Origin of the sequence: Myroides odoratimimus (assembly GCF_038039805.1) — a bacterium.
Lineage (GTDB): Bacteria > Bacteroidota > Bacteroidia > Flavobacteriales > Flavobacteriaceae > Flavobacterium > Flavobacterium odoratimimum_B.
On record NZ_JBBPHK010000049.1, the window covers coordinates 1 to 4,396 of the forward strand.

General features: G+C 32.8%; 5 protein-coding genes. All 5 read right to left on the minus strand.

Annotated elements, in window-relative coordinates:
- Positions 1-128 precede the first annotated feature (128 nt).
- Positions 129-593, minus strand: a complete 465-nt coding sequence (locus AABL85_RS17245) for a hypothetical protein (RefSeq protein WP_341311009.1) — start codon at positions 591-593, stop codon at positions 129-131.
- A gap of 10 nt (positions 594-603) precedes the next feature.
- The gene (locus tag AABL85_RS17250) at positions 604-1,506 is read right to left on the minus strand and encodes a relaxase/mobilization nuclease domain-containing protein (RefSeq protein ID WP_341311010.1); all 903 of its coding nucleotides are present in this window, start codon (positions 1,504-1,506) and stop codon (positions 604-606) included.
- A complete protein-coding gene (locus AABL85_RS17255; RefSeq protein WP_286435690.1) occupies positions 1,506-1,820 on the minus strand; it encodes a plasmid mobilization protein in 315 nt (104 codons plus the stop codon). The genes AABL85_RS17250 and AABL85_RS17255 overlap by 1 nt, the downstream gene beginning before the upstream one ends.
- Positions 1,821-2,372: 552 nt before the next feature.
- Positions 2,373-3,254 carry a hypothetical protein gene (locus AABL85_RS17260; RefSeq protein WP_341311011.1) on the minus strand — a complete coding sequence of 294 codons (882 nt, stop codon included), beginning with the start codon at positions 3,252-3,254 and terminating at the stop codon, positions 2,373-2,375.
- A gap of 83 nt (positions 3,255-3,337) precedes the next feature.
- Positions 3,338-4,153, minus strand: coding sequence for a protein rep (locus AABL85_RS17265; RefSeq protein ID WP_341311012.1), 816 nt, complete (start codon positions 4,151-4,153; stop codon positions 3,338-3,340).
- Positions 4,154-4,396 lie beyond the last annotated feature (243 nt).

Consider the following 4,396-nt stretch of genomic DNA (forward strand, 5'->3'; position numbering starts at 1 on the left):
TTTTTTTTAAAAAATAAGACAGTTATGCTAACTTATCAAGAGGAGGGTCGAAAAGTATCGCTCAAAGGTCTTTTTGCTTCCGCAAAAAGCTTGTAGGTTTTTTTAGCATTTTCCGAACAAAACAAGTTCTATTGCTTCGCCCACTCGTTAAACTCTTTTATTCTCTTTTCATCAGCCTTAATAAATTCGATAAATCGCTCTTTATCTGCTCGCTCTTTTTTCAACTCTTTGGCTTGATTATTCATCAAAAAAGAAAAGCCTAATACAGCTAATAAAACAAAAGCAAATATTCCTACTACTCGCATTCCAAGCATAGGAGTTTGAAACTCTTTCTTTGCCTTCTCTGAAGCTCTTTCTATTTCACTGATGTAATTCTTCATCTTGTTATCTAAAGGGCTTAAATCAACTGAAAAGCGCTCTATACGCTCCAACTCTTGGCGTAATTGTATTACTGCTCTTTCTGTTATCTGTTTTACTTCAGCTTGCTGTTGTGTTTGTGTCTTTTCGTGCGTTTTAAGACTCTTTTCTAAATCTTTAACCACTTGCACTACTACTTTGCCTAACGTTTCGTTAGATACTCTCTTTTCGCTCATATCGTATGTTTTAATATCCTATTCCGTGTCCTTTGCTCAATGTCTGTACTAAGTCTTTTGCGTATTGTATCACTTTTACAGCGATATCTAATGCTACATTAAGAGTCGGGGGTACTTGTTTCATTATCTCTTGTGGCAATTTATTAGCAATCTTAGGGGTTTGAAGTATTGCTTTTGCTTGCTGTATAGTCTGTTTGTTTTCTTCTATCTTCTTGGTTAAATCTGCAAATCTTACATTCTTTCCAATCTCTGAAGCTTTGAAGTCTTGCCCTGTTTGTCTCTCCAATATTCGAAAGCCTTGGATATTTCCTTGCTTATTTACTGTTAGATTTACATCATAACCCTTATTGTGCATCAGCTCTTGGAAGTGGTCTATTGAAATAGCCTTGTTTTTGCACTGGGTATATGCTTTGCTTATCTCTTGTCTGAGGTCTTTAGTCATGTCCTTTTTCATCTGCTTTACTTCAACCGCAGTATATAACCCCCTTTCTTTTGCAAGCTTTTCAGCACTCTCGTGAGCTTTCTTGTGTATCATACTATCGCTATGAGCTTTGCCCTCTAAGCTAATTCGATTGGCAATAATGTGCACATGCTGTTCATCGGTTGAATTGTGTACATAGGCTATGTATTGATTGTTTTCAAGTCCTAAGTTCTTCAGATGATCTCTTGTAAGCTGAAGTAATTCATCTCTAGAAAATTTCACTTGTGCAGCGTCTGGAGATAAAACAATAGTGTACGTGTTGTTCTCACAACGGGTATTTAAACTCTGAACCTCTCGGAACTCTGATAAGATATCTTTTCCATTTTCACCCATTACTAAATTGCGGTCAAGCTCAAAGGCTTGCCCTTTATCGTTCATGATATAGTCAATTGCTTGGGTACTTCCTTTGGTTGCTTTGGCTAAACTTATCATTACTTCAATATTTTGATTTTCTTAGTCTGCTCGAGTAGTTCTCTTATCTCTCTTTTGATATTATCATCATCGTACTTTTTTATGAAGTTCGATATCCTTGCAAAGTTGGTTTGAAACTGTCGAAGCTCTTTGAACGCTTCAAGTTCTCCCTCGCTCATCGGCTTGGGTAGTTGCCTACCTAAACCACAATAGAGCATATATTCTGATACAGACATATTGCTCTCTTTGGCTTTCATCTTGATGACTTCCTTTTGGAAGACATCACAGCGAATTTCTATTCGTTCGGTTCTGTTCATTTTGTCTAGTTCATCCATGCTTTTTTCTTTTAAAAAGACTCTTCAAAAAAATCAACCGTAGGGCGATTTTTACCCCCGACCTTCGGGAGGGCGAGAGGGTTATCTGAAGTATAAAATAGGGAGCGTAGCGGACTATTTTGTACGGAAGAAAACATATCTCGACCTCACTACACGCATATACACACCATAAATCCACAACGAAGATACACTTTATTGCTCAAATTCAGCTTTGACACTTGCATATTACGCCCCTTATTTGTACGTTTGCTTTATCAATGAGGAGGGAGTAGGGCAATGCTGAGGAGCAACCCTATAAGCGCCGAAATTTGATAACGAAACAAAAAAAAGCCCGAGCATTTCGCCCGGGCTTTTATATTTTATATTTTATATTTTTTATTTTTTACTAATAATCTTTTTTGTAAAAAGATATTCTAATATTAATATAACTATAAATCCTATAATAATAGCTATTAAACCTTTTAAGCTTTTTACTTCTAAAAAAGTAGAACACATTATAGAAAAAATAACAAAAGAAATCAATATTCGTAAAAATCTATTTTTCATTTTAAACTAAAATAATTGATTAACATGATATGCTGCTGATCCTCCTGCAGCAAATCCAACTACTCCCATAGGTGTTAAACCTCCTGCAATACCACCTCTTACAGCACCTGCTACAGCACCTGCTGCATCAGCCTGCCAACAACCTTTTACATAACTCCATAACCCTCTTGTTCCTATAGATAATCCATCTTTTTTTCTTACTGAATATGCATTTTTATTATCTTTAAAATACTCCTTCCAAAACATCACAGAATGTTTAGCTACCGCAATAGTTGAATAAAATATCATCTTATTTTTATCACTTAATTTAGAATTTTCAACCTCCGAAATCAATTCATCCATCTTTAAATTCATAATACTTAATTCTTCATCAACTTTTAAAATAACATCTAACTTATCAAGATAATTTATAAGTTCAATATCTATTTCTTTTACATCTTCACCTATAGCTTCATAAAATTTAATGTTTTCTTCTTTAATACTTAATTTACTATAATTAAGAGCTATATTCATTCCACTTTCAATAGAATGAATATTTTTATTATAATCTTCATTATCTAAAACACTTCTTGAACTATAATTGTTATTTATATATTTTACATTTCGATTATCATTTTTTACATCGTTTTTATAAATAACATCTAATTCATCAACAATAATATCAGATACTATTTTAAGTCCCATATCTATATCTATATTATTATTTTTAAATTCATTATCCAAAGCATTTACTGCAGAACCTAAAATATTATTATGATCAACTCCAATATAATCAAAGTTTTGATAGCTTAATTTTAAGTTATCAACTTCAGTTGATTTTTCTTCATTATCAGAAGAACAAGAAATAAACATAAAAACACCAAATAAACTAAATAATACTTTTTTCATATAAATTAAAATTAATTATTATTCACTAAAATTAACATAAATAAAAATATGAAAAAAATAAAATCAATTATTTGTAAAAAATATTACTTTGGATAATTAGTTAATTTTTTAACTTTCTCAGGAATTTTAAGTCCTACAAGAGCATTTCCATCTGCCTTATCATACCAATCATCAGTACACCATTTGAAAATGCGATTTGCCATTCCCTCAAGTACAATCCCTCCCTCTAAATCATCCTCGTCAAATTCTTCTTCTATCGCTTTAATACCTCCAAATGCTTGATAAGTACGTTTACCTTTTAGGGCATTAAACACCAAATCATAACGCTCTGCATTAGTTTTAGAACTACTTTTTACTTCAGCTTTAAAAGCGTACTTAAAAAGCTCTTTAAATGAGAACTCATCTGCAAATCGAATGTCTTGAGCAAGTCTATTTGCGTGAGGAAAACGCTTTAACCACTGACCTATTAACCATTCACCCTCTGCCCATCCATCTATAATAAAATGAAAATGATAGTGATATAACCCCCCTGGACGAATGGTACATTCAGCCTTTCGAATACCCTTGAATATTTGATATGTTTTTTTATATTTTCCTTGTTTTGTATTCTTATAAATTGCTCTCCATTCTTTTTCCATTTCAGCAATACGAATAGAAAGATCTTCCCCTGATACTGTAGGAAGTGTAAGAGTAACAAATACAGGTTGAAATAATTCTTCTAATTGAGGCAAATAGGCATTAATAAGCCTTGCTGTCTTAATACGGTTGCACGTCAAACACCAACGATTCTTACAATAAGTTGTATGTATTTTACCCACTTCATTAGTTAGAAGTGTTTCTGCACAGTAAGTACTATTCTTATAAGATTTGAAAAGCTTTGACTTTGAATTGAAATGCATCAGAGATAAGGCTATCCCCTTACTGACGTACTTAGACCATTGCTTTTTTTTAAGAGTGCCCTTTGAGGATTCCCTTTTTTGTAGTAAATTTGCCATAGAGAAAATATATAATTAGCTATCAAATCATATGGGTCGCCAAACCCGATTAGATAGCTTTTTTTGTTTTTAAACAGTACCAAAAGTAACTCTTTTTTTTAAAAAATAAGACAGTTATGCTAACTTATCAAGAGGAGGGTCGAAAAG